Here is a 23,910-nt window from a genome sequence, read left to right on the forward strand (position 1 = left end):
AAGGGAGAGCCATTTACGGCAAAGCGATCGCGTATATCATCTTCAACAATTATTCATGAAAATGATAAGTAACAATGCTACCTAAGAAGGATGCTTTATCTTTCTTACCTTTTTTATAGCAAAGAATTTTAAAAGTAGCTCAGCCTTGAACATATAATTTTAAACCTTCATTTAAGATTTGAGCGATCGCTCCTAATAATTCCCTTCAGATTTGTGCAGTTCTCATTCGCCGCTTCTAAGTTTACAGAATGTCAATAACTGCATCAAATCAGCTAAAAATCGGAAAATAATAGATAAAATCAAGCTACAGATTAATTTTTAAAGCGCGGTTGAGCAAAGCTGAGAACAACCGAGTTTTAACCTAACTACAAAAGATTTTGAAAAACTAGGGAGTTTTTCACAGGTTGTCTTTGCCGACTCAGCGCTTTCACCAGCGTGTATACAGGTGTGCGGAGGAACTATGTTTAAGCTATTCCGGGCTTTAGGACTTGGTATAGGCATCTGGGGTGTCGCTTTGCTATTGTGCAATCGTGCCGTTGCTATAGAAGCGATCGCCACAGCAATTGCCAATACCGAACCTAATACCACTTCCTTAGAAACAATTGCCTCATCTACCCCAGAAACCCAGGAGTCACCAGGAGCAAACAGCACCGAGCTTGCACCAATAGATATCAGCATAGATGTCAGTTCAGTTGCCGTTCTATCTGAGCCGACTCCTGCCGATCTCAATCCAAATTTACCGGAAGCGCCAGTTATTGAATCAGTTATTGAAACAGAGTTAAGCGAAAAAGCGACAACAATAGCGCAAACCCCTGACGACTTGGAGCCAACCAGCCTAGATGAGCTAGAAGCTGACTCGATGGAGCAAGTCACTTCCGTCACTCAACTTTCCGATGTGCAGCCGACAGACTGGGCATTCCAGGCGCTGGAATCCCTAGTCGAGCGCTATGGTTGCATTGCAGGTTATCCCGACAGCACCTTTAGAGGCAACCGCGCACTCAGTCGCTATGAATTTGCCGCCGGGTTAAATGCCTGTCTCAATCGAATCAATCAACTCATTCAAACCTCAACTGGCGAACTTGCCAGCCAAGAAGATTTAGCGACGCTGCAACGATTACAAACCGAATTTGCACCAGAACTCGCAACCTTGTTAACTCGTGTCGGTAACTTAGAGGCATCCGTTACTCAGTTAGAAGAACAACGCTTTTCCACGACAACCAGACTTCGGGGAGAAATCCTGTTTGCCGTCAGTGGAGTGGGTGGCGGCGAAATCAACAACCAGGATGTCGATGCGAATGTTGTCCTCAGCAACCGAGTTGAATTGAATTTTGATACCAGTTTCTCTGGTCAAGACTTGTTGAGAACCCGATTAGCGGCTCAAAATACGCCTAACTTTGCAGAAGTCACGGGAACCAACTTTGCCAAACTCTCATTCACCGGAAACAACGAGAATGACATTCAACTTGGCGCACTGTTCTATCGGTATCCGGTGACAGAGCAAGCGATCGTTTACTTTGGACTGATCGGGATTGGCTTTGGTGATTTTACGCCTACCCTCAATCCCTATGTCAACAATTCTCTTCTTGCTGCCGTTTCTAACTTTGCCGGAGAATCGCAGCTATTTGGCCTGAATGGAGGCACGGGGTTTGGTTTAGAATATCGCATTAGTCGAGCGGTGCGGCTGTCTTTGGGATATCTCGCATCGAACACCAATCAAGCGGAAACGGGTCTATTTGGGGGTCGTTACGGCGCGATCGCTCAAGTCACTTTATATCCTACAGACAGTCTGAGTGTGGGTTTGACTTATATTCATTCTTATAACATCGTCACTGGCAAAGGCAGTCGTAACGCCGAAGACCCCTTTAATGGTGCGGCTCTTTCTACCAATGCTTATGGATTACAAGCCTCTTATCAAGTCTCTCCTAACTTCAACATTTCCGGCTGGACAGGGTTAATTAATGCTCGTGCCGAATCCGATCCACATAAAGGCAGCGATGCCAAAATCTTTACGTGGGCTTTAAGCTTTGCTTTGCCCGATGTCGGTGGACTGGGTAATCTGCTCGGATTCGTGATTGGTCAACCGCCTAAAGCGATTGAAAATGATGTTGTTGGGCGCGAAGATCCCGATACCTCCTTACATTTAGAGACCTTTTACCGCTATCAAATCACTGATAATATTGCGATTACCCCAGGATTTTTTGTAATTACAAATCCCGAACACAATGCTAACAACGATCTAATTTATGTCGGCACCGTCCGCACCAGTTTTGTGTTTTAAGAAAGTGTTTTAATCCTGTTACCATTCTGAGCATTACCGAAACGCGATCTCTTGTTAGCGTAGCGGTGCATAGCACAGGCAAGCTCTGTAGAGTCTTCGCAGATGTAGGGGCATAGCAAAGAGTCAGGGAAACAATCCCCTGGCTCTTTGACCGAGTCAAACAAAAATTTTTTCTGATTGCAAAATGAACCTTTAGTGTTGCCTAACGCCCAACCGCAAGCGGTTGCCGTCTAAAAACAGCATCCCCCGTCTGCACATCAAACCAGTGGATATTCTGAAGTGGCAATGCCAGTGTTATATCTTCGCCACTCCAGCGCCGATCCGTCGGTAACAAGGTACGAATTGTCGTGGGTTCGCCAGCAGAACCCTCAACCCGTACGCTTACTAAGTTGTTCATCCCCAAGTTTTCTACCAAAAACACCCGACCCCGAACGGTGTTTCTATCTTCAGGTTGGGCAATGCGAACATTTTCCGGACGAATCCCCAACACAATCTGCGGCGGCACGGTTGGAACTTCCGGCAGCGGGATTCTAGAATTCCCTAGCATGGCGGAATTTCCCTGACAAGGCAGGGTTAACAAATTCATCTGGGGACTGCCCACAAACCCCGCCACAAATAGATTCGCCGGATTATTATAAATACGTTCGGGGGGGTCAAGTTGCTGCACATCCCCCTTGTTGAGAACCGCCACTTTACTAGAAAGCGTCATCGCTTCTGTCTGGTCGTGGGTGACGTAAACAACCGGAACGTGTTGAGATTCAAATAGTTGCTTAATTTCAGCCCTAACGTTTTCCCGCAACAGCGCATCCAAGTTACTGAGGGGTTCATCTAATAAAAAGACATGAGGACGGCGTACCAAAGCCCTTGCTAGGGCGACCCGCTGCCGTTGTCCGCCAGACATTTGACCCGGTTTGCGGCTCATTAATTCGTCTAATCCCAATACTCTTGAAGCTTCTGCCACCCGTTGTTTAATTTCTTCCGGGGGTGTTTTTTGCAGTTTGAGACCAGAACCGATATTCTCGTAAACCGTCATGTGAGGATAAAGGGCATAGCTTTGAAATACCATTGCAATGTCGCGATCGCCCGGTCGCAAGTTTGTAACATCTTTATCCCCGATGGAGACCCGACCGCGTGTGGGTTCCTCTAGACCTGCAATCAACCGCAGAATGGTAGATTTACCGCATCCAGAAGGTCCAAGTAACGTGAGAAACTCACCATCTTCTACGCTCAAGCTAACGTCTTTGACCGGGATGACTTTCGGATTATAGGTTTTATTTAAGTTTCGGAGTTCGAGTCTAGCCATGATTTTAAACAGGTTGAAGGTTGAAAGTTGCAGAAAGTTGAAGGTTGAAAGTTTTTTTACCTCGGTTTCTGGCTCAGCCTGAATCAAAGGGATGATTTTTAAAGTTTGAGTGATTCATTCATCACTCAAAACTCAAAATTCATCCCTTTATCCTTTAACAGCACCCGCTGTTAAACCTTGGACAATCTTGCGCTGGAAGAACAACACCAGTAAAACTAGGGGCAAAGTTCCCAAGACCGTTGCCGCAGCAATTGGCCCGTATGGAATTTCAAATAGGGACGCACCGCCTAATTGAGCCGCCCCAACCGGAATCGTCTTCATATCTTCACGAGTAATAAAGGTGAGGGCGAAGATAAACTCGTTCCAAGCAAAAATAAAGGTGAGAATCCCAGTCGTGACCAAAGCCGGAACCGTCATCGGCAGTAAGATTTGCGTCAGCATTTGGAAAGTATTATAGCCATCAACTTTAGCGGCATCTTCCAAATCTTTTGGCAATTGCTCGAAAAAGCTTCGCAGCACTAAAATCGTCAACGGTAAATTGATAGCGGTATAAGGAATTATCAGCGCCAAATAGTTGTTACCCAAGCGAAATGCCTGGACAATTTCTAACAGTCCCAAGAACAACAAAATTCCAGGGAATAAAGTAATGATGAGGACACCGGCGAGGATAACTTTGCCGCCCCGAAGATGCAATCGTGCCAGAGCGTAAGCAGCGGGTGCCCCAATCGCTAAAGCCAGAGCAGTGGAAGTAATCGAGACGAAGGCACTATTTAAGATGTAGCGCCAAAATGGACGACGAACGAATAACTCAATGTAGTGAGCAAGGGTGTATCGAGTGGGAAAATAGACCGTGGGAACGGCGGCAATATCCTCATTGACTTTGAATGAAGTCAGCAGTTGCCATAAAACTGGCGCTAGGCAGAAGATTACTACCAGGGCAACTGCCAGGGGCATTAAGATTTTTTTCCAGGAAAACTTTTTCCCCTTGGTTGGGGTTGGAGCGGTTGGGCGTTCTTGGGGAATGACAGTCATAACTTAAGCGGCTCCTGAAGTTTTGGCACGAGAGCGACTGAGCAAGAAACTAGCGATCGCTACTGCTACAATCAGCAACGTAAAGGTCACTACCACCAGCGCCGCACCATAACCAAAGTCTAAGTAGCGCATCACGGTGGAGTAGATGTACAGCGAGACCACTTCCGTCGAACCTCCAGGCCCGCCACCCGTCATCACCGCAATCAAGTCGAAAATCCCGAAAGATTGGGCAAATCGAAATAGCAGTGCAATTAAGATTTGCGGCATCAGCAACGGTAGCGTAATTCTAGTGAAGTTTTGCCAAGGGGTTGCTCCATCAATCGAATGGGCTTCGTAAAGGTCAGGCGAAATCGACTGCAACCCAGCCAAGAGCAGAATGCTGATAAACGGCGTGGTTTTCCAAACATCGGCAAAGATCACCGCCATCAATGCCAGGGTTGGATCTCCCAGCCAGTTAATCCCACCTTCAATTAGACCCACTCGTCTGAGAATGTCGTTGACAACGCCAAACTGGTCGTTAAAAATCCAACCCCAGGCAAGACCGATCAGAGCAGTCGGTAATGCCCACGGTAAGATAGCTGTCGTTCGCACCAAGCTTCTTCCCCGAAATTTCTGAGTCAGAACCAGAGCGATTCCCAGCCCTAGTAATAGCTCGATAATGACGGCTGAGGTAGTGAAGACTGTTGTTGTCCAGAAACTCTGCCAGAAACGACCATCCCCCGCCATCCGCCCGTAATTATCCAGACCCACGAAGACAGGTTGCAACTCGGTTCCTAGGTTCTTCGTAAACAAACTCAACCAGAATGCCCGGACAATCGGGTAGCCATAGACCAATAACAGGACAAGCAAGGCAGGCATTAGTAAAATCCAGCCCGTGCGTTGTTCCCGACCTCGGATTGTATTCAGGTTCATCATGAAGTCAAAGGTAAAAATTCAAAAGGCTAACTCTTAAAAAAGTCAAAAGTCCAAGGTGAAAAGGCAAAAGAAACCGCAAATATTGTTTTGATTTACTTTTGCCTTTTACAGGGTTGCCTGGTTATGCCGACGGTTTCGCTTGACCCGCGTTGAGGAGTCGGCGCGTTTCATTGGCGGCAGATTGCATTGCTCTTTCCGGACTCGTTCGGTTGGTGAGTGCGGCACTGAGGTAGCGTTGCAAAATATCAGAGGCTTGGGCATATTGTGCAATCGGCGGACGTAAGACGGCTCTTTGCACTACCTCTAAAATCTGCGGGTAGTGGGGGTATTTAGCGACAATCTGTGGGTCTGTAAATAATGCCCGTCGGCTGGGCAGATAGCCCTCTTTCAATATGAATCGCCGTTGTGTTTCTTCACTGGTAAAGTATTGAATCGCTTTCCAGGCTTCCTCTGGATGTCGAGAGGATTTAGAAATTCCAAAACCCCACCCGCCTAGGCAAGCCGCCCCACTTTGACCGGGGACGTGAACCATTGGTTTAATCCCGATTTTTCCCTTGATGGGCGAAGTCTCTTCATTCGCTAAAGGCCAGACATAAGGCCAACTTCTTAAAAACGCTGCCTGACCGTTCTGGAAGAAGCGTCGGGTATCTTCTTCGTGGTAGGTTGTCACCCCAGGCGGGGCAATCCCCTCCTGAACGGTGCTACGCAAAAACTCAATGGCTCTTAAGGATTCCGGTCGATCTAACCCAACTTCTAACGTGTCGGGATTCACCCAGAAGCCACCAGCGCCTTCGAGAACCTCCATAAACATTGCCACCGCTCCTTCGTATTGGCGACCTTGCCAGAGGTAGCCCCATGTTACCTTTCCTGCCTTCTGCAAGGTTTTGGAAGCTGCCATCAAATCTTGAAAAGTTTCTGGCGGCTGCAATCCGGCTTCTGCTAGCAAGTCTTTCCGGTAGTAGAGCATCCCCGCATCAGAACGAATTGGCAGTCGGTACAGCTTGCCTTCGTAACGTCCCCCTTCGACATCATTGGGTGAAAATGCTGCCAATTCGTCTTGGGAAATCCGGTTGCTGAGGTCTAGCAGCCAACCCGCCGCCGCAAATTTTGGCGTCCAGATGATATCCATGACCACCAGGTCATAAGGAGATTCTCCCAAGATGAAAGCAGAGGTATAGAGGTCTTCAACCAAGTTTGTAGCGTTAGGACCTTCAACGATGTTGATGCGAATGCCTGGATTCTCTGCCTCGAAGTCTTTGATCATCCGCTGCAAGGGTGGGGCATCTGGGGCAGGCAGCAACAGGTTGAGCGTGACTGGCTGCTGAGCCATCACGAACCAGCTAAACAATACGATGCCCAAGAAAAGAAGAATAGATATCCCAAAGCGACGCAAAGAGCGGAGGTTTGGTAGGAATTTTCGCAGTTTGTTTACCGATTGGCGATATAACATTGTTGCTTTATCAAGCAAAGGTTTAATAGTTGATTGGGAAACAAATAAAGACAATTAAATTTTCTCAACCGGCTTATTTGATGGCTAGCTTACTCACTTTGCTTAAAATTGCTTAATACTCTGATAAGAAGCCCGAAAAAAATAGCTCGTGCTACAGACATTTCAGCTTGTCATCAATGCAGATGATTCCTTTGAAAAAGGCAAAGTTTGCAGAAACGTATCCTAGGCTGAACTGAGATCGTCTCTGGTTCTGCTAGGAGTACAAACTGTTTATTTCCGATAGATAAAAATGCTTTGATATCAGTAAATTAATTTCTTATTAATGAGAGATCAACCTTCCAAAGAAATAGCAAGCTATAAACAAAAAACTTTCCTGGGGGGTTTGAGTTGCAGACCTAAAAGTGGTAAAATCCTCGTTAATATAAGATTAAGTTTTATTAAATTTAAAAAAAGTTTGATTAACCTTGGAAGGGTTAAGACTAGCGATCGCTATGAAAAACTCTAAGGGTTAAGACTAGCGATCGCTGCGAAAAACTACCCAATTGTACAAACCACAATTTCTATTGATATTCATCTATTAGAATTAGCAGTTATCGATTTGAAGTGCTTGCCGCCAGCTTTGCAACCACATTCGCCAATTCATCTGGCTCAACTGGCTTCGCCAAATGCATCTGAAAGCCTGCCGAGAGAGCCTGCGTGCGGTCTTCTTCCCTCGCATAGGCAGTCAGCGCGATCGCCGGAGTCTCTCCTCCTTGGGTGGCATCCAGTTTCCGCACTTTCCCAAGCAAAGAATAGCCATCCTCGTCCGGCATCCCAATGTCACTCACCAGAACATCCGGTCTGACTTGAGGGATTCGCTCAAATGCTTCTTGTGCCGATGCCGCTGCGATCGCTTCAGCGCCATATTGTTCCAGCATGAAGGTCAGAAATTCCCGCGTGTCAGTATCATCGTCCACAACCAGTACTCGCACGCCATCGAGTAAAGCGCTGCCGACGGAGGATTCAGAACCCAATAAAACATCTTCTTCCATTGTTAGTTTTTTCGCCTCACTCTTGATAAGTGGCAATATTACTGTGAAAGTTGCTCCCTGTCCTTCGCCCGGACTTTCTGCGTAGACAGTCCCACCGTGCAGTTCTACTAAATGATGCACGATTGCCAAACCGAGTCCCAGTCCACCGTGCTTCCGAGTCGTTGAGCCATCCGCTTGTCGGAAGTAATCAAAGACATGGGGCAAAAAGTCAGCACGGATGCCCTTCCCGGTGTCGAGGACTTGAATTTGGGCATAGTTGCGATAAGTCCTGAGTCCTTCATTTGTCATGAGTTCGCGTTCGTTGGCGAATGACTTTTGACCGCTGACCATTGACAGTCTTATCTCAACACGACCGCCTTCCGGCGTAAACTTAATCGCGTTTGAGAGCAAATTCCAAACAACTTGTTGTATGCGGCTGGAATCGCCCGAAACCAGCCCTACAGATGGATCGAGGAAAGACTGAAGCTGAATCGATTTCGCGTCAGCCGCCAGACGCACCGTGTCGATAGCTGCCTCAAGGGTAGAGACTAGGTTGATTGGGGAGATATTTAGACCGACTTTTCCGCGGATGATCCGCGAGACATCCAGCAAATCATCAATGAGCTGTGTCTGCAACTTAGCATTGCGCTCGATAGTTTCAATCGCACGAGTGGTGGTAGCTTGGTCAAACTTTCGGGTGCGGAGTAGTTGCGTCCAACCGAGGATTGGGTTGAGCGGCGATCGCAACTCGTGAGAAAGTATCGCCAAGAACTCATCCTTCATGCGATTCGCTTGCTGAGATTCTTGGTAAAGCTGTGCATTATCAATCGCCGCCGATGCCATCTGAGCCATTTGTACCAGGATGGCTTCGTCCTCTTCGGTAAATTCCCCCTCGTATTTGTCGGAAAGCTGAATTAAACCGATATTTTGTCCATTGCGACCGATCAGGGGAACAGCCAGCCAACCCCGCATGGGTGGGTGGTTGTCCGCCGCCTTCCCAAAACCTCGCCAAGCTGGATGTGCTTCTAGTTCGGCTTGCGTCATCCGCATCGGGCGCTTCATGCTACAGACCAGTGCATAGATGCCAGAACCATCAGTTGTTTCACTGTAATCTCGCCACTGCGCGTACTTATCTGACAGAGAGACTGAGTTAATCGCCTGTGCCCAGTTCTCGTCTAGCGTCAAGCTTGTGACTGACTGATGTGCCCCAATAATGTCGCGGGACTGCTCCGTAATCAACCGTAGCAACTCTTCGAGAGATAGGGTTGAGTTGATGGAAACGGATGCCTCTGCGAGGCGTTGCAAACGGCTGGTATATTGCCGTTGACGGGTTAACATTTGGGCGCGTTCTAATGCGATCGCTATCTGATCGCAAACAACCTTCATCAATTCAATTTCATCCGGCTCGAAACGGATGCGGTTGCGGGTGCCAAAAGAAAGGATTCCCATGAGCTGACCGTGGGCAAGTAACGGGTGACAAGCATAAGCTGTCATCCCTAGCGATCGCGCCATTTCTATTTTCGGGTCTGTCGATTGCTGAATGTTCTCTGCGACGATGTGGTGACGCTCTAAAGCGACACGTCCACACACAGTTTCACCCAAATCCAACCACTCTCTTTCTTGGGAAACTTGCTCGGAAACTCCACCACAACAGTTTAAATGCAGAAGTTGTTTTTCCCGATCGACCAAGTAGTTGAAATAAACTTCAAGTCCTAGATGAGAAGAAAGTTCTTGAAATAGGTTGTCGATCAGTTCTTGCGGTCGATCGTTCAACAGTAACTTGCTTGCCGTTTCAGAGAGAAGCTTGAGCCGCTCGTGGCTTTTGTGCAGGTCTTGTTCGGCAGCTTTGCGATCGCTGCGTTCCTGGCTTTCTCGCAAAGCTCGCATGACTGATGGCACCAGTCGCTCTAGCCGTTGCTTCACCACGTAGTCTGTGGCACCGTTTTTCAGAGTGTCAATCGCCAATTCCTCCCCAATCGTCGCCGAGACAAAAATAAATGGCACGTCGCAACAAAGGGAGCGAGCGATTTTCAGCGCTGAGATGCCATCAAACGACGGCAGCGAGTAATCTGAGAGAATCAAGTCAAAAGAGTCTGTTTCTAGTGCTGTAACAAAGTCAGTGCGCGTCTCTACTTGCACCAACTCGCAGTCAATCCCACCATTGCTTAAATTCGCATAGATGAGTTCTGTATCTAGCAGACTGTCTTCGAGTAGGAGGATACGCAGTACTTTCACTGGACTCAAACCTTTTTTTGATTATTCAGCGCAACCGTGGAAATCAACATTACTGCTTAAAGCTGAAAACGAAAGTTTTGATTTTGAGTGATTAGATTTTTTTTTGATTCCAAATTTAAAACTCATAACTTAAAAATTTTTCGTTTATAATCCCTTGTTTTCATGAATAAACTCCATCATGAATGCTTAATTTCTTCTACCTGCTTAGACAGTACAGGCAATGGGTAAAGAACCAGGTGGTGGCTGATTGACGATTGCCCAAAAAAGCCCGATTTCCTTGATGGCGTTCACAAATTCATGAAAATCAACTGGCTTCACAACATAAGCATTCACCCCTAAATCGTAACTCCTAATCAGATCTTGCTCTTCCCGTGAAGAAGTCAGCATGACGATTGGGATTACTTTCATCGTAGGGTCAGACTTCAACTGTGCTAGCACCTCCAGCCCATCCACTTTGGGTAATTTTAGATCTAGCAGTACCACGACCGGATTCCCTTCAATCCGCAGCTTAAAAATCCCCCGTCGATAGAGATAATCTAACGCTTCCTCCCCGTCGCGCACGACCACCACTTCATTCGCTAGATGGTTTTCCTCTAGGGCTGCGAGTGTTAACTCAACATCGTTGGGACTATCTTCAACTAGCAAAATTCGTTTCAATTCCTTCATTCATCCCCCTGTATCCATTAAAAATTAAAAAATTTATTATTCTTAATTTTTAATTTTGCCTTTTTAATTTTCATGATTTTCCTGCCAATTTTGGCAATGAGAAGTAGAAAGTTGCTCCACCCTCTACTGCACCCTCTGCCCAGGTTCGACCGCCATGACGATGGATAATTCGTTGGACGTTGGCTAATCCAATGCCAGTCCCCTCGAACTCTTGCTCGCTGTGCAGGCGCTGAAATACGCCAAAAAGTTTGTGTACGTACTGCATATCGAATCCTACGCCATTATCCCGAATAAAAAAGACAACTTCAGACTCATTGTCAGTGCTGCCAATTTCTATTTCGGCATGGGTGCGTGTCTGCGTGTACTTAACAGCATTCGCCATTAGATTGCGGAGTACCAGCCGTAACATGGAAGGGTCGCCCTGGACTTCCGGTAAGGGGTCAAGTTGCCAAGTTATCGCCCGGTGATTGATTTCCGGCTCTAGATCGCGTTGGACTTCTCGAACCAGCCGATCCATATTAATCGATGCATAGCGCATCTCAGTGCGCCCCATGCGGGAAAAAGCGAGCAGTTCATCGACGAGAACTCCGGCTTGTTTAGTGGTCTGGGCAATCGTTTTGAGATAACGCAGACTGGTTTCATCGAGGGTGGTTGAACCCAGCCGTTTTAGGAGCAAGTCCACGAAACCGCTAATATGGCGAAGTGGTGCCCGCAAGTCATGGGAAACCGAGTAGGAGAAAGATTCAAGTTCTTTATTAGCGGCTTCTAGTTGAGCAGTCCGTTCTTGGACTCGTTTTTCTAATTTTTCATTGAGTTGTCGAATCGATGCTTCAGCTTCTTTGCGATCGCTAATGTCGATAGACGAGCCGACATAACCCACAAAACTGCCATCCGGTGTAAATCGGGGAATCCCAATGTCTAGAAGCCATCGGTACTCCCCATCAAAACGTCTGAGACGATATTCCATTTTGAAATCTTGACGAGCATCAAACGCATTTACATAAGTATCTAAATAAAACTGGAGATCGTCGGGATGGACTCCTTCCATCCAACCGTTGCCCATCTCTTGTTCCAAAGCCCTGCCGGTAAAGTTTAGCCAGGGTTTATTGAAGTAGTCACAGTGCTTGTCTAAACCAGACATCCAAATCAAGACGGGAGCTGTGTCTGCCATTAGGCGAAAGCGTTCCTCACTTTCGATTAATGCGGCTTCAGCTTTTTTGCGATCGCTAATGTTCCGGAAGTATAGCGATAGTCCTCCGGCTTGAGTCGGGTAAGCGCGGGCGACAAACCAAGCGTCGAATGGTGGGTAATAGTCTTCCAGTTCCATCGGTACTTGCTCGGCAACTGTCCGCTGGTAAAGCTGACCGAAGTTGGTGTCTGCAAGTTCTGGGAACTCTTCCCACAAGTTCTTGCCCTGAAGTTCTTCAGGAGAATGACCCAAAGTTTTGGCTCCCTCGTGGTTGAGGTAGGTGAAGCGCCACTGGTTGTCGAAGGCAAGAAAGCCGTCGGTGATGCTTTCGAGAATATTGGAGATTTCCTCTCTAGCGGCTTCTGCTTCTGCACGGGCGATTTGCTCCAAGGAAAACAGCAGGGCGCGTTCTGCCTCCACTTGTTTGCGATCGCTAATATCCAGTACGAAAGCTACACCCTCTTGTTGGGAGTCGTTGAGCAAGGCAATCCCCAGAACGATCGGCACTCGCTTGCCGTCCCGTTGGACGTACTCTTTCTCGTAAATATTGGAAACTCCCGTTGCTAGAACCTCTGCGATCGCTCGCTCATCTACGTGTTGGTACTCTGGGGGCGTTAGGTTTTTCCAACTGATTTTTCCCAATTCGGTAAATTCTTCGCGGGTGTAGCCAACCAAGCGGAGGTAAGCGTCATTGGCTTCGGTGATGAAACCATCCAAATTCCAGAAGGCAATGCCGCTCAGGTTAGAGTCGAACAGTCTACGGAAGCGTTCTTCCGAGCGACGCAGCGCTTCCTCAGCCGCTTTGCGATCGCTAATATCGCTGACTAAGCCGACAAATCCTTCAACTTGCCCAAGACTGTCAAACTGGGGAATGTAAGTGGCACTGATGTAGCGGGTACCACCATCTTTATACGGGAGTTTGGTTTCGTAAGTAACTTGTTTTCCTGACAAGACCGTCTCAATATACGGACGAGTCGCTTCATAAGCGGCTTCGCCTAGAACCTCCCGAGCGTGCTTTCCATTCACTTGCGTGCCAGAATCCCCGAACCATTCTTCATAGGCTTTGTTGTGAAAGCAATAGCGCTGTTCTGAATCGATATAGGCAATCAGGACGGGCAAGGCATTTGTAATCAGGCGGAGTTCATCTTCTCTTTTTTGCAGCGCCTCCTGCGCTTGCTTGCGCTCGGTGATGTCCCGGTAATAAATGCCCAGCCCGTCTTCGGAAGGATACGCATGGATCTCCAACCAGATGTTTAACGGCTCGTAGAACACCTCGAAATGGACAGCCACCTGCTCGGCAATTGCCCGTCGATATTCTCTCTCAACTTTCGTCCCTACTGACCAAGGCCATTGCTCCCAGTGAGTTTTGCCAATGATTTCCTCCGGCTTTTGCCCGTTGAGCCTCGCCGTTTCATGGTTTACATAAGCGATCCGCCACTGGCGATCCAAGGCGACAAACGCATCAGTGATGCTCTCTAGGATGTTCGTAACGCGACGGGTGGACTCCTGTAGGACAAACTCTGCTTGCTTGCGATCGCTGACATCGGTAATCATGGCAAGGGTGCCGAGGAATTCTCCTATGTCGCTGAAAATTGGACTGGTGCATACAATTGCCCAGAGATTCGAGCCGTCTTTACGGCGAAATTGCCAGTCATATTGAGCAGTGACGCCTGGGTTGGGTTGTGGTATTTTTTGCAGTGCCTCTCCGCGCGATGCTTCATCCACAAAGTCGAAAATTGAGAGATCGCGCATTTCCTCCACGCTATATCCCAGCATTTGCGCCATCCGCTGGTTGACGTAGTCTGTCTGTCCTTGGGTATCGATTGTCCAAATGCCTTCGTTGGCAGTATCGATGAGGCGACGATAGCGCTTCTCACTTGCCTGTAGCTTCAGCAGACTCGTCTCTAGCCGCTGTTTTGCAGTGTGTAGTTCTGAGTTCAGCGAGCTGATCAGGAACGTCACAAGAATAAATACACCCAGTCGCACTACAAGGCTCGTGCTGGCAACGTTTAAAGAATAGAGCGGCCCTAAGAAGAGGAAATTGGTAACGAAAGCCGATAAAATTGCAGCTAGCAGCCCCGGAACCATGCCACCATACCAGGCACTAATCGACACTGCTGCATAAAAGAAGGGGAAAATGAGCGGTCCCATCAGTGGCTGTAACAGGAGTGTCAGTAGCAGAGCTACCACCACACTCAATACAACCACGCCATAGCTCAAGAGTTGGGAGCGTGTTACTTTCAGCATGAACCTTTCAAGATCGAAATCCAAAGCGCACCTATCACCAAGGCTTTTTTAACCCTAAGGTAGATGACAATTTTTTGGCATTCACCTTATGGATTATTTATTGAGTTGTTATGATTCGTAATGATTAGCAGCGATCGCGCTCAAAATCGCAACTCGCCACTTTTTCCCGGTATCTTTGGGTTTTAGTGTCTAAATTCACGCGAATCTCGTTCATTCAATGCGATCGCTCTGGAAATTTATTCATAAAATTTAAATTAAACTCAGTTGATAAAAACGACATGAAAACAAAAAAATACTTGGCGCATAGAGTTCGCATCTGAATAAACTTATGCAAACCCTCCGCGAAAGTTAGTATGCTTTCATCGAACTAATCGGGGATCTGCCCAAGTAATCCGCACCATTAGCCATTCTCTTTTCCGCAATGACCACTGACGACATCGCTGAAGAATATGTCAATTTGATGGCAAAATTAATTGATTTGCCACTGGCTCCAGAACACCATCCAGGTGTGGTGGAGAATCTGAGTAAAATTGCCGCGATCGCGCAACTCGTCAACGAGTTTCCTCTGCCCGATGAAATCGAAGCCGCACCCGTGTTTCAACCATGAGCCAAGCCTATCCTGACGCTACTCAAATTGCCTATGCCGTGCGGAATTCTGAAGTTTCAGCAAAAGCCGTCGTTGCTGCTACCTTGGCGAGAATTGCCGACCAGAATCAGACGCTGAACTGTTTTACGGCTGTTACGGCTGAGACGGCAATTGCAGACGCCGAAACCATCGATCGCGCGATCGCTCAAGGCGACGATCCGGGTGTTTTAGCAGGGGTACCTTTCGCCGTTAAAAATCTCTTCGATATCGCGGGTTTAACCACCCTCGCAGGCGCAAAAATTAACGCCGAAAATCCTCCAGCGATCCAAGACGCCACCGCCGTCGCCAAACTCAAACAAGCGGGTGCCGTGCTAGTCGGGGCGTTGAACATGGATGAGTACGCTTACGGCTTTGTCACTGAAAACAGCCACTACGGTACATCAGCAAACCCCCACGATCTGACTCGCGTTACCGGAGGTTCTTCTGGAGGTTCTGCGGCGGCTGTGGCATCTGGGTTAGTGCCGCTGACGCTGGGTTCGGATACGAACGGCTCGATCCGCGTTCCTGCGGCATTTTGCGGGGTTTTCGGCTTTAAGCCGACTTATGGGCGTTTGTCAAGAGCAGGCGCGGGATTGTTTTCGAGTAGCTTCGATCATATTGGGCCGTTTGCCCGTTCTGTGCGCGACCTAGCTGCCGTTTTTGATGTCTTGCAAGGGGCAGATGCCAGAGATCCGGTTTGTACAACTCGCCCCCCAGAACCGTGCTTGCCGTACCTCAAACGGAGCATTGAGGGGTTGCGAATTGCCGTGGCGGATGTTTATTTTGCCCAAGGTGCAGAACCAGAAGCGTTGGAAGCGGTTGCTAATGTCGCGCGGGCGTTAGGCGTGCAAGAAACTGTCACCATCCCGGAACCCCATCGGGCAAGGGCGGCGGCGTATGTGATTACGGCGAGTGAAGGGTCGAATCTGCATTTAGCTTCCTTGCGATCGCGTCCTCAAGATTTCGATCCGGCAACCCGCGATCGCTTTCTAGCCGGTGCCCTGATTCCGGCAAGCTGGTACATTCAGGCGCAAAGATTTCGGCAATGGTACCGCGATCGCGTTCGGGAAATCTTCAGCGAGGTTGATATCATTCTCGCCCCAACCACTCCCTGCATTGCCCCTCCGATTGGACAAGAAAAAATGGCGATCGCTGGCGAGGAGGTGCTAGTCCGTCCCCACCTAGGACTCTTCACGCAACCCCTATCTTTTATTGGTTTGCCGGTTCTCTCTGTCCCCATTCATCGCCCCGATGCCATGCCTTTAGGAGTGCAAATCATCGCCGCACCTTACAACGAGACGCTGATTCTCCGGGTGGCGGCGGTACTGGAGGCACAGGGTATCATTTCAGCACCGATTGCAAATGGCGATCGCGCTTAACCCGATACATCTCGTTATCGAGATTCAGTTTTTAGAAATCCCATCCCTGATAACGTCGGGGTACGGGGGTTTCTGATCTATCGTTGCCCAAAAGTTAAAGGGTATCCCAAGAAAAAACCTCGGTTGTGTATGCCGAGGTTAATGTCTAGAGAAGAGATATCCGGTTTAGGAAAGTGTTTTAGCCGTGTTGAGCTTTTTCAAACCCCCGATCTTGCTATGGGTGTCAATCGCTCTAACAACCACTCTGTAACACTTCCAGAATTCTTTAATTTTTGAAGTTTCTGCAACAGTAAAGCCATTACACCTTCGTAGGGAGCGGTTTATGTGCGATCGCTTGGATTGGCTGCTACTGCTTTCTTCGGTTTCTTGCCTGCTTTTAGCTCTTGTTTTTCGTCGAAATGCATCTCTAGTGGTTCGCCGACATACACATCAGCCTCCATAAAGAAGCTGTCGGCAGTCATACACTCATCGAGGGTTAGGGTATTCCCTTCTTTATTGGTGTATCGCATGAATGTGTAACCTCGTGTGAACCTATGTAAACTAATATAACATCTTTTTTAATTATCTTGACAGAATTTCAATTTCATAATAAAAATCATGCTTTGGGAGGAGCATCCTGATGTATGCGAATTTAGTCCCACCGCCTCAAGCTTGGGGATATGTGCGTATTCAGTCCGCCTAGTCGCCCTTACATTTTTGCTGTCATGGGGCACACTTCATGGAATTGATTAATTGTGCAAGACACACTAGGTCATTTTCCGGTAAAGATTCAGACACCGGCAGGTAAAGCACATGCTGGATCAGCCGTTGTGCATTCCCAGCTGCTTCAGTCGCTGGTTTGTCACCTGACGAAGCGTTATCTATATCTATATCTATAAAGGTCAAACTGGTATTTCCTTGAGTGGCGTCAAAACCTTGCTCTCTAAGCTTTGCCATCACCGATGGGGGATTTGAAACCAGTATGGGAACAACCCAAAACGAGTTGTACTCAGTTTGGCTTCCGGGGCAAGGAATTTCGGGTTTGAGAAGAGACAGAAATTTGCGGGCATTTTTTGACCGTCTTTCAAACCATTGGGTATCGCAGGTTCTTAATCTCCGTTTTAAAAGAACTAGCATCCGAGTTGGAGGACGATACCTAATTTTTTCCAGAATGTCTCCTTGAGAAAACCCCCGTGTCAAAGAGTTAATTACAGAGTCGAGATTCTTTCCCAAGGATTTAAAAAAAACAAGTACGTGGTAATACAACCAAGGAATAGAAAAAAGCTTTAAGCACAAATATTTAAGAATGCGTTGAAAAAACCAAGGCTCACTCTTGCAGGGATACTGTTGATTGATATCTTGCATCTTTTGAGCGATCGCTCGCTCCCGAATGATAGCGATCGCTCCCCCAAGCGCGGTACAGGACTTGATCGGGCCAAAACTAAATAAACTTACATCCGCATCCTGATAACCGTGATATTTGTCACCAGCAAAAGCTTGGGCACAATCCTCTACTAAGAAAATCTGGTATTTCTTGCACAGTTCGGCATAAGGCTTTAGATCGATAATCGAGCCGAATAAATGTGCCACAATCAAAACTTTACTTTTTTCCGAAATCAGAGATTCCAGTAAATTGAGATCGGGTGCAAGCGTATCTAAAGAAATATCAACGGGTATCGGCACTAACCCGTGCCGTTTCACCACTTCAACCATATCCCGAATATTGACACTACTCATCAAGACTTCCGATCCAGCAGGAAGGTTTAATGACTGTAGCAGCAGGTCGAGAGCTGTTCTGACTGAAAGCGTAACTAGAACCTTTCTACACTCATCAATTTCTTCGTCCCATCTACGCTTAAATCCAGGCTTAGGGAGAATTTTGACGCGATCGTATTGTGTTTCTAAAAGTTCTCGCCCCAGCCAATCAAATTGAATCTCTCGGATGATTTGCTCTCTGTTTGGGAAGTAAAGAAAGGAAAAAAGACTTGCTGCAAGGTCGGCAAAGCTAATATGCAGACGCAATCTAGGATAAACTTTCAACCTTGTTACAGGCGACTTTAAGCTCGACGCTAACGATAAGTTGGTTGTCACATCTTTCACCAGTCGCATTACCCGCCCGGAGCTTAATTCCTGGCTAACAGAATCAAGTCTTCTAAGAGAAGACTGCCTAAGAATTTTAGTTTATTTCAATGGACTTGAGCGATGAGCCTTGAACTTGAGTTTCAGGCGAACCTGGGGCTACACAAAGAGCGCACTCCAAGCACTTCAATTACTTTCCCAAACAATCCTGCTACTTGGTCGCGACACCGGCGATTTGAGGGCTAACAATGGGGAAATCGATCTCAAACTTTTCGTAATTGAGGCGGTCAAAACCAGCGTTTTCTAACGCTACCCAAGTTTCTCGATCTGGGTCGCAACCATCGGCAAGAAATTTCCACACTGGACGCACACCCTCCTGTACCCGTCGCAAGAAAGTACCTTGGCGTGCGGCGACGTGTTCGAGAAACAAGAAGCGCCCGCCGGGTTTGAGGACTCGCAAGATTTCATGGAAAGTTGCTGTTAAATCCGGCACCGAACACAAGACAAGGGTACTAACAACCGCATCGATACTGTTATCTTCAGCTTCCAGTCGTTGGGCGCTAATACTGCGGATATCGGGATTGTTTAAGCCATTTCGTTCGGCTTCTTTTCGCAGATAAGGATGCATATACGGGTTCGGCTCAATGCCAATCCAGCGAATGTCTTTTGGATAATAAGGGAAGTTAGCACCCGTTCCTGGGCCAATTTCCAACACATCGCCGTGCAAGTCAGAAAATAGATCGCGCTTGCGATCGCTTACCAGTTTTTCATATCCAGCGTTGCCTTTGGATAGCAACCACGCAAATAAGCGCTTATTCCAGCAACAGGGACAGCTTTGCATTTGTAACTCCATAGAAATTTCTTATTATCTACTAGCTGCTGACCGAGTGCTGAGTGGCTGTGCTGGGCGGCTATAAAAATACCCTAGGGGCATGGCAATACCATATCCCTAGGGAACACGAACTTTATACGTTATTTAAGCCCGATTCCTTATTCAATCGTCAACTTAAATGTGTATCTGGAATTGGTCAGCTTATAAGGCTGTGCAACCACAACCCGGTAATCGCCTGTTGATGTTGCCTCGAAATAAATATTTTGTGGGTGTTCCATCACTTCTCCGTTAGGCCAAACGAAGGTGAAGCCAGACAGTCCTTCGTCGTTGTTATCGGCACCTACGCGATCGCCTTCCCAGGTTATTTCTGTAATAATTGTTTGACCTTTCCGTGCCCTGAAAGTATAGATGTCTTTTTTGCCTAGGGGCACTGCTCCCTTAATCGTAGTAGAGCTTCTCCCCCGTGCAAATTGTACGCGCCGGTTGACGCCGGTTTGGGGTTGGGCGGCAATTTGTAGAGTAGTATTGCCTACGTTAGTCTTAGAAACATGAATACCGGAAGCGTTGTTAGTGAGTGCTGTTGCCCATGCTTGGGAGTTCAACAATAAAAATGCGCTTGCACCGAGTAGCGCCAGCGTTGAAACATATTTGTAATTAAATTTACGAAGACCGAATGCCATGTGTTAACCTTCCTTTGAACTGAAGACGAGTTGTCGGCATCTGCACTTAGCACCCTTCAACTGCCTGCTTTTTGGTTCTTCAAATCGACGAAAAGCATTTCCAGAAATCAGGCAAAACCAAGGCTCGTTAGGGTTACAGAGCTTTACAGAGCGTGTGTGCGCGGGGAAGGAAAATAGTCAGAACTTACGCAGGAATGACCAATGGCAATGATGAAAACTTACGACTGGATTGTTGTCGGCGGCGGCATTACAGGCGCGGCGCTGGCTTACGAACTGGCAATCAAAGGCTTTTCGGTTCTTTTGTTAGAGCAACACGCCTCACTACAAGGTGCCACCCGCTATAGTTATGGTGGAATTGCCTACTGGTCAGGGACGACTGAGTTGACGCGACAGTTATGTGCTGAGGGGATTGAGCGTCACCGCATTTTATCTGAGGAATTAGACACCGATACCCAGTTCCGCGAATTAGATTTAATTTTGACCATTGGTACTGATGACGAGCCGGAGAAAGTTGCTGCCAACTACGCTGAGTTTGCAATTCCGCCTCGGTTACTCAGCGTTGCAGAAGCTTGCGAGATGGAACCGCTACTCAATCCAGATGCGATCGCAGCTGCTTTAACGGTTCGTCACGGTCACATTGAACCCGAAAAACTAACTCAAGGCTACACTCAAGCTTTTCGCCGCGCTGGGGGTGAGGTGCAAATCGATCGGGTGGTGGAACTACTCGGCACAGGCTCAAAGATTCAGGGAGTCAAAACCGCAACTGCAACCTACCACGCTGCCAAAACCGTTATTTGTGCCGGTGCCATGAGTCGGCAGCTACTCAAAGCTGCGGAGATTCCAATCCGCTTGTATTTCACCCATACCGAACTCATCGAAACGCCACCCATTGATGTACAGTTGCAGACAACGGTGATGCCAGCAGAGATCAAACGCTTTCAACTAGAAGCCCAAGCAACTATCCCTGAACACGATCGCTTATGGGATGAACCCGATTATGAGCCTGTTCCACCGATTCTAGATGCCGGTGCGATTCAGTTCCAAGATGGCAGTTTACGCATCGGTCAAATTAGCCGAGTTCTGACCGCTCCCAACGCTAAAATTGATGCGGCCCAAAGTGAAGCGAACCTCCGCGCTGCGGTTGGTAAAATCTTACCTGCACTAGAAAATCTACCCGGAAAGTGGCATCACTGCTTGGTTGCGTTTAGTAGCGATCGCCTTCCCTTAGTTGGGGCACTCAATAACGTAGACGGCGCTTATCTCTTCTCCGGATTCTCAAATCCCTTGGTATTCGTGCCATCCTTAGCCAAGCATTTTGCTAGTTGGGCAGCAGGTCAAGAAGACGAGGTTCTCACCCAATTATCGCCGCTACAGTTGTAGCGATACAATCCCTATTAGTCTGCGTAGGCAGGCTTTGTTTGTATAGCCGCGACTTCAATCGTCAGGGGTTTTTACTATGACAACCACGAGTTTATTGATTTTTGCGATCGCTGGACTCTTTGCCGGAATTCTCGCGGGATTTTTAGGCATTGGCGGTGGTACGGTTCTTGTCCCCTTATTAGTCGCTTTGAAATACACACCCGTGCAAGCGGTTGGCACCAGTAGCCTAGCAATTTTAATTACGGCAATTTCTGGCAGTGTCCAAAACTGGCGGATGGGGTTATTCAGCTTCAAAAGAGTGATTGCCATTGGATTTCCTGCTGTAGTCACTGCACAAATTGGTGCTTATTTAGCTACCCAATTCCGTCCTTATTTACTGCTAGCAGCTTTTGGATTATTGCTACTTTTAAATATTTACTTAGTTGAACTACGCAAGCAGCTAACAATCAAGAAGAAGCAGGAAGAAGAACAGGAACTAAAAACTCCAGGTAGCCACGATACCATCCCTAAAAATTCAAACATCTTCTTCAATCCAAATTTTGCCAGAATTGCCACTGGCAGCGCTGCTGGGATACTCGCAGGTTTATTTGGTGTTGGTGGCGGTGTAATTATGGTGCCGCTGCAAATTTTACTTTTAGGAGAAACCATCAAAGTCGCCATTCAAACCAGTTTAGGTGTCATCGTTATTACAGCTATATCAGCGACTATAGGACACGCTTTCAGAGGCAATGTTTTGTTAGTTGAAGGACTTCTTTTAGGATGTGGTGGTTTCTTGGGGGCGCAAATAAGTACGCGGTTTCTCCCCAAATTGCCCGATGAAGTCGTCAGTTTAGCCTTTCGCACCTTGCTAGGGATTTTATCTATTTATGTTTTTTGGCAAGCATGGCAAAACTATAACGATTTTAAAGTTTAAACTTATCTAAAAACAGTTTTTAGATAAGTTTAAACTTTAAATTACAATAAGTACCTTTCTCTATTTATTGAATTTATTTGTATTGATAACGAGCCTGGTTTAGTTATCAGATACGAGCGGTTCAGATCCCCGACTTCTCGCAGAAGTCAGGGATCTCGCCTTCACTCATAACTCGTAACTAATAACTAAGCAGACAAACCGTTTCTTTCTCTTAAACCTTTAGCAAGCGACAAGCGCATCTGAACGATTCAGAACTCTTAAATCCTCCTCATCCAACTCGACGGGGACGCCGCTGCGAATCAGTTCCACAAAGTCCTCGTTGGGAACCATAAAGCACAGCGTATACAAGCGATCGCAACCTGTATTTTCAATTTTATGAATCCCCGTCGGCGGTACTAATAAGCTGTCTCCAGGGCAAATCGGGACGGTTTTGCCGTCGCAAGTCGCTAGCCCTTGCCCCTTGAGGACAAAAAACATCTCCACAGCCATTTGGTGACGATTGGGAGGAGTTTTCCCACCAACATCAAAAATTTCTACACAAAACGTTAATGAAACGTTAGCGCTTGCCGGATCGAAGACAATCGCTAACCGATTACTATCCTCAGGACTGATGCGAAAGGCTTGATAGTCTCTGGGAGACTTGACGATCGGAATCATGCAACGGGACGAGTCCATCGGGCATTTCTCCTCTAAAAGAGAGCAATATGGCTAATGGCTAATTGTTCGTTACCATTGGCGATTAGCATTAGCGGTTAGCCAACTTAATTGCTTCTACGATAGCTTGAGAATCTGCCACGAAACCAAAACACTGTTTTACGTTATAAAGGGTGGCTTGCCAGCAATACTCTGGGGATGTGGTAGCAGTACCATCTTTCACCAAAATGCAGTCATAGCCGAGAAAGTTAGCATCTTGCAGCGTTGCCATCACGCACTGATCTGCATTGACTCCGGCAAAGAACAAAGTCGTTTTTCCCAGGTTCCGCAAGATGCTGTCGAGAGGTGTATCCCAAAAACCGCTCATCCGGTACTTATCGACGCGGATATCTTCGGGGTTTGGTTCCAATTCATCCACCACCGCCGCCGCCCAACTGCCCACCATCAGCACTGGCGAACCATTCGCGGGCAGCGGATCTCCTAAACCCACGCCATCGCCGGTGGGATTATAGACATGGCGTACACTAGCGCTGATATTCAGTAAGTCGGGGCGGTTCCCCCAGTTAACCCAAATCACCGGAACGTTTGCCGTTCGCAATTCTGGCAACAGCGTTTTAAGCGGATTGATGGGAGTTCGGGCGGGTGTCACGTCTACGCCAATGTGGGCTAGCCAGCCATCTGGATGGCAGAAATCATTCTGCATATCAATCACCAAAATTGCGGCTTTTGCCAAATCCAGGCGTAGCGTCTTGGTTTCTGTGGCTAGGGTGACAACTTGCGGTTTTAAAGGCGGGCGCGTGATATCAGCAATTTCCGCATCAACTGCCCAAGCATTCGGCGGCACGCCCAAGGTACGGAGGGGTCGATTCATAGGGAGAGTGCAAGGGGGCAATCTTGAGGAATACTACTTTTTCTGCCCAGGACTCTTAAATTTTTTGATTTCTTAACTTCACGGGAAAATGCGCGAGTTATAAACTTACAGAAGGTTTGGGCATACCCGATTGACCTGTTCCTGCTTACTTGCACAACCTCCTCACTTCCCCACCAGCAAGAGTAAGATCGGA

General features: G+C 47.5%; 18 protein-coding genes. 5 read left to right on the top strand and 13 right to left on the bottom strand.

Annotated features, from left to right (window positions below; genetic code table 11):
• Positions 1-460: 460 nt before the first annotated feature.
• Positions 461-2,278, top strand: coding sequence for an iron uptake porin (locus tag NDI33_RS01120; protein WP_190678320.1), 1,818 nt, complete (start codon positions 461-463; stop codon positions 2,276-2,278).
• Positions 2,279-2,480: 202 nt separating this feature from the next.
• Here the strand turns inward: NDI33_RS01120 and NDI33_RS01125 are convergent, their stop codons facing one another.
• The 7 genes from NDI33_RS01125 to NDI33_RS01155 all read right to left on the bottom strand — a co-directional run bounded on the left by NDI33_RS01125 (position 2,481) and on the right by NDI33_RS01155 (position 14,325).
• Complete coding sequence (locus tag NDI33_RS01125; protein ID WP_190678322.1) at positions 2,481-3,581, bottom strand: ABC transporter ATP-binding protein; 1,101 nt, start codon at positions 3,579-3,581, stop codon at positions 2,481-2,483.
• A gap of 147 nt (positions 3,582-3,728) precedes the next feature.
• The gene (locus NDI33_RS01130) at positions 3,729-4,535 is read right to left on the bottom strand and encodes a carbohydrate ABC transporter permease (protein ID WP_242028893.1); all 807 of its coding nucleotides are present in this window, start codon (positions 4,533-4,535) and stop codon (positions 3,729-3,731) included.
• A gap of 81 nt (positions 4,536-4,616) precedes the next feature.
• Complete coding sequence (locus tag NDI33_RS01135; RefSeq protein ID WP_190411436.1) at positions 4,617-5,528, bottom strand: ABC transporter permease subunit; 912 nt, start codon at positions 5,526-5,528, stop codon at positions 4,617-4,619.
• 121 nt (positions 5,529-5,649) lie between these two features.
• Positions 5,650-6,978, bottom strand: coding sequence for an ABC transporter substrate-binding protein (locus NDI33_RS01140; RefSeq protein ID WP_190678324.1), 1,329 nt, complete (start codon positions 6,976-6,978; stop codon positions 5,650-5,652).
• A 590-nt stretch (positions 6,979-7,568) separates the two neighbouring features.
• Positions 7,569-10,223 carry a response regulator gene (locus NDI33_RS01145; RefSeq protein ID WP_190678326.1) on the bottom strand — a complete coding sequence of 885 codons (2,655 nt, stop codon included), beginning with the start codon at positions 10,221-10,223 and terminating at the stop codon, positions 7,569-7,571.
• 204 nt (positions 10,224-10,427) lie between these two features.
• The gene (locus NDI33_RS01150) at positions 10,428-10,889 is read right to left on the bottom strand and encodes a response regulator (protein ID WP_190411433.1); all 462 of its coding nucleotides are present in this window, start codon (positions 10,887-10,889) and stop codon (positions 10,428-10,430) included.
• Between the two features lie 70 nt (positions 10,890-10,959).
• On the bottom strand, positions 10,960-14,325 hold the full coding sequence (locus tag NDI33_RS01155; RefSeq protein ID WP_190678328.1) for a PAS domain S-box protein: 3,366 nt from the start codon (positions 14,323-14,325) through the stop codon (positions 10,960-10,962).
• Between the two features lie 421 nt (positions 14,326-14,746).
• Between NDI33_RS01155 and NDI33_RS01160 the strand changes: the two genes are divergently transcribed.
• Entirely contained in the window at positions 14,747-14,932 is a 186-nt protein-coding gene (locus NDI33_RS01160; protein WP_190411431.1) for a DUF4089 domain-containing protein, read from the top strand.
• Entirely contained in the window at positions 14,929-16,329 is a 1,401-nt protein-coding gene (locus NDI33_RS01165; protein WP_190678330.1) for an AtzE family amidohydrolase, read from the top strand. Before NDI33_RS01160 ends, NDI33_RS01165 begins: the two co-directional genes overlap by 4 nt.
• A gap of 320 nt (positions 16,330-16,649) precedes the next feature.
• On the opposite strand, the gene NDI33_RS01170 is transcribed toward NDI33_RS01165, so the two are convergent.
• From NDI33_RS01170 to NDI33_RS01185, 4 genes are all read right to left on the bottom strand, one after another.
• A complete protein-coding gene (locus NDI33_RS01170; protein ID WP_190411487.1) occupies positions 16,650-16,838 on the bottom strand; it encodes a hypothetical protein in 189 nt (62 codons plus the stop codon).
• A 193-nt stretch (positions 16,839-17,031) separates the two neighbouring features.
• Entirely contained in the window at positions 17,032-18,417 is a 1,386-nt protein-coding gene (locus NDI33_RS01175; protein WP_190678332.1) for a DegT/DnrJ/EryC1/StrS family aminotransferase, read from the bottom strand.
• Between the two features lie 181 nt (positions 18,418-18,598).
• A complete protein-coding gene (locus NDI33_RS01180; RefSeq protein WP_190678334.1) occupies positions 18,599-19,228 on the bottom strand; it encodes a class I SAM-dependent methyltransferase in 630 nt (209 codons plus the stop codon).
• Between the two features lie 149 nt (positions 19,229-19,377).
• Positions 19,378-19,899, bottom strand: a complete 522-nt coding sequence (locus NDI33_RS01185; protein WP_190678336.1) for a hypothetical protein — start codon at positions 19,897-19,899, stop codon at positions 19,378-19,380.
• Positions 19,900-20,109: 210 nt separating this feature from the next.
• On the opposite strand from NDI33_RS01185, the gene NDI33_RS01190 reads away from it, so the two are divergent.
• Together NDI33_RS01190 and NDI33_RS01195 are read left to right on the top strand one after the other, a co-directional pair.
• Positions 20,110-21,279, top strand: coding sequence for an FAD-binding oxidoreductase (locus NDI33_RS01190; RefSeq protein ID WP_190678588.1), 1,170 nt, complete (start codon positions 20,110-20,112; stop codon positions 21,277-21,279).
• Positions 21,280-21,355: 76 nt separating this feature from the next.
• Positions 21,356-22,192, top strand: a complete 837-nt coding sequence (locus tag NDI33_RS01195; RefSeq protein WP_190678338.1) for a sulfite exporter TauE/SafE family protein — start codon at positions 21,356-21,358, stop codon at positions 22,190-22,192.
• Positions 22,193-22,411: 219 nt separating this feature from the next.
• Here NDI33_RS01195 and NDI33_RS01200 read toward each other — a convergent pair whose 3' ends face one another.
• Together NDI33_RS01200 and NDI33_RS01205 are read right to left on the bottom strand one after the other, a co-directional pair.
• Positions 22,412-22,867: a cupin domain-containing protein gene (locus NDI33_RS01200; protein WP_190532768.1), complete on the bottom strand. Its 456-nt coding sequence runs from the start codon at positions 22,865-22,867 to the stop codon at positions 22,412-22,414.
• 70 nt (positions 22,868-22,937) lie between these two features.
• Positions 22,938-23,717, bottom strand: coding sequence for a cysteine hydrolase family protein (locus NDI33_RS01205; protein WP_190411424.1), 780 nt, complete (start codon positions 23,715-23,717; stop codon positions 22,938-22,940).
• Positions 23,718-23,910 lie beyond the last annotated feature (193 nt).

It is taken from the genome of Trichocoleus sp. DQ-A1, from assembly GCF_039961955.1.
In the GTDB taxonomy this organism is placed as follows: Bacteria; Cyanobacteriota; Cyanobacteriia; order Cyanobacteriales; family FACHB-T130; genus FACHB-T130.

Excerpts from the sequence above, each read along its gene's own strand:
- NDI33_RS01140 (WP_190678324.1), bottom strand. The coding sequence starts at position 6,978 with ATGTTATATCGCCAATCGGTAAACAAACTGCGAAAATTCCTACCAAAC.
- NDI33_RS01135 (WP_190411436.1), bottom strand. The coding sequence starts at position 5,528 with ATGATGAACCTGAATACAATCCGAGGTCGGGAACAACGCACGGGCTGG.
- NDI33_RS01170 (WP_190411487.1), bottom strand. The coding sequence starts at position 16,838 with ATGCGATACACCAATAAAGAAGGGAATACCCTAACCCTCGATGAGTGT.
- NDI33_RS01205 (WP_190411424.1), bottom strand. The coding sequence starts at position 23,717 with ATGAATCGACCCCTCCGTACCTTGGGCGTGCCGCCGAATGCTTGGGCA.
- NDI33_RS01185 (WP_190678336.1), bottom strand. The coding sequence starts at position 19,899 with ATGGCATTCGGTCTTCGTAAATTTAATTACAAATATGTTTCAACGCTG.
- NDI33_RS01175 (WP_190678332.1), bottom strand. The coding sequence starts at position 18,417 with ATGCGACTGGTGAAAGATGTGACAACCAACTTATCGTTAGCGTCGAGC.
- NDI33_RS01195 (WP_190678338.1), top strand. The coding sequence starts at position 21,356 with ATGACAACCACGAGTTTATTGATTTTTGCGATCGCTGGACTCTTTGCC.
- NDI33_RS01200 (WP_190532768.1), bottom strand. The coding sequence starts at position 22,867 with ATGGACTCGTCCCGTTGCATGATTCCGATCGTCAAGTCTCCCAGAGAC.
- NDI33_RS01130 (WP_242028893.1), bottom strand. The coding sequence starts at position 4,535 with ATGCCCCTGGCAGTTGCCCTGGTAGTAATCTTCTGCCTAGCGCCAGTT.
- NDI33_RS01150 (WP_190411433.1), bottom strand. The coding sequence starts at position 10,889 with ATGAAGGAATTGAAACGAATTTTGCTAGTTGAAGATAGTCCCAACGAT.
- NDI33_RS01120 (WP_190678320.1), top strand. The coding sequence starts at position 461 with ATGTTTAAGCTATTCCGGGCTTTAGGACTTGGTATAGGCATCTGGGGT.
- NDI33_RS01180 (WP_190678334.1), bottom strand. The coding sequence starts at position 19,228 with ATGCAAAGCTGTCCCTGTTGCTGGAATAAGCGCTTATTTGCGTGGTTG.
- NDI33_RS01165 (WP_190678330.1), top strand. The coding sequence starts at position 14,929 with ATGAGCCAAGCCTATCCTGACGCTACTCAAATTGCCTATGCCGTGCGG.
- NDI33_RS01125 (WP_190678322.1), bottom strand. The coding sequence starts at position 3,581 with ATGGCTAGACTCGAACTCCGAAACTTAAATAAAACCTATAATCCGAAA.
- NDI33_RS01190 (WP_190678588.1), top strand. The coding sequence starts at position 20,110 with ATGAAAACTTACGACTGGATTGTTGTCGGCGGCGGCATTACAGGCGCG.
- NDI33_RS01155 (WP_190678328.1), bottom strand. The coding sequence starts at position 14,325 with ATGCTGAAAGTAACACGCTCCCAACTCTTGAGCTATGGCGTGGTTGTA.
- NDI33_RS01160 (WP_190411431.1), top strand. The coding sequence starts at position 14,747 with ATGACCACTGACGACATCGCTGAAGAATATGTCAATTTGATGGCAAAA.